The sequence below is a fragment of the Arthrobacter sp. Y3224055 genome, assembly GCF_059090825.1.
Window position 1 is genome coordinate 1 of the sequence record NZ_JBNHGB010000010.1, and the last position, 1,436, is coordinate 1,436.

Consider the following 1,436-nt stretch of genomic DNA (forward strand, 5'->3'; position numbering starts at 1 on the left):
TGAACTGGGCCCCGAAAGTTGGACTGGCTAAATAAGAGACTAGGCCGCGAGGGCCTGAGCACGGTACTGCACCGGGCTTAGGCCCTCGAGCTTTGTCGAGATTCTTTCGGTGTTGTACCAGTGGATGTACTCGTGCAGTACTGTTTCCAGCGCTTCCGTGTTGAGGAACCGAACATGGTGGAAGAGCTCTTCCTTGAGGTGTCCGAAAAAGTTTTCCATCACCGCGTTGTCGTAGCAATTGCCTTTGCGTGACATCGACTGGACGGCGCCGGCGCCCAGCAGAAGCTTCCGCCAGGAGGCGTGCTGGTACTGGAAGCCCTGGTCGGAATGCACGAGCGGTTCCTGTCGGGAGGCGAGTGTTGTCAGAGCCTTGCGCAGGGAGGTATTAGTGAGCTCCAGGTTTGGAGATGGGCCCAGTGTGTAGGAGATGATCTGACGGTCGAAGAGGTCCATGACCGGTGAGAGGTAGAGTTTCCGATCTCCGACGCTGAATTCGGTCACATCCGTGACCCACTTCTGGTTCGGGGCATCGGCTGCGAACTCCCGGTTCAGCAGGTTGGGAGCCACGGCGCCCTGCTCGCCCTGGTAGGAGTTGTAGCGCTTCCTGCGCCGGACTTTGCAAACAAGCCGCAGGGAACGCATCAGCTTCAGCACGGTCTTCTTCGCGATCGTCCAGCCCCGCTTGACCAGTTCAGTGTGGATGCGGCGGTGCCCGTATCTGCCATGGTTCTTCGCAAAGATTTCCGTGACTGCCGTCTTGAGTTCCTTGTGCGGATCCGGGGCTTGGAGCCGGGCCTGGTGATAAAAGAACGTTGACCGGGCGAGGCCGGCGACCTGCAGCAGAACCGGGAGGGGAAAGTCAGCCTTGAGAGCGATGATGGCCTGAACCTTCACCGTCGTTCCTGCGCCCTCAAGGCCCGCAATTTTCCCAGGTAAGCCACTTCAGCCCGCAACCGTTCGTTCTCGCGCCGCAACCGCTCCACCTCGGACAACTCCGCGGGCGGCGGCACATCAGGTTTCCTGGGTCTGCCTTTAGGCTTGGGACGCAACGCATCCGCACCCTCTCGGCGATATGCCCGTACCCACGTTTCGAGCAGGCGAGGCGACGACAAGCTGACTTCTGCTGCGAGATCAGGGGCAGTCTCACCAGCGAGGAACCGTTCAACCAAAGCGAGCTTGAACTCGAACGAGTACGACTGTTTTGGCTTGGTCATCAACGCTCCTCGGCCATGAATCCTCCATCGCCGATACAGCCGCTTGACCGGCGCGTGAGGCACTCCCAGCAATCTGGCTGTCGCCCTATAAGCGATGCCCTGCTCGAACCACGCTACAGCGGACTCGCGCTGATCCTCGGATAACGAACTACATGCATGCATAAAACTGCTCCCCAGGAGTCGGAACTGAATTTCTCAGTCCAACTTCCGGGGAGCAGTTCA

Annotated in this window: 2 protein-coding genes; both read right to left on the reverse strand. The window is 59.3% G+C overall.

From position 1 onward, the window contains the following. Nucleotides 1-39: 39 nt before the first annotated feature. Nucleotides 40-894 carry an IS3 family transposase gene (locus AC5RTY_RS16840; RefSeq protein WP_494014783.1) on the reverse strand — a complete coding sequence of 285 codons (855 nt, stop codon included), beginning with the start codon at nt 892-894 and terminating at the stop codon, nt 40-42. Next, nucleotides 891-1,214: a helix-turn-helix domain-containing protein gene (locus tag AC5RTY_RS16845; RefSeq protein ID WP_494014782.1), complete on the reverse strand. Its 324-nt coding sequence runs from the start codon at nt 1,212-1,214 to the stop codon at nt 891-893. The genes AC5RTY_RS16840 and AC5RTY_RS16845 overlap by 4 nt, the downstream gene beginning before the upstream one ends. Between the last annotated feature and the right edge of the window lie 222 nt (nt 1,215-1,436).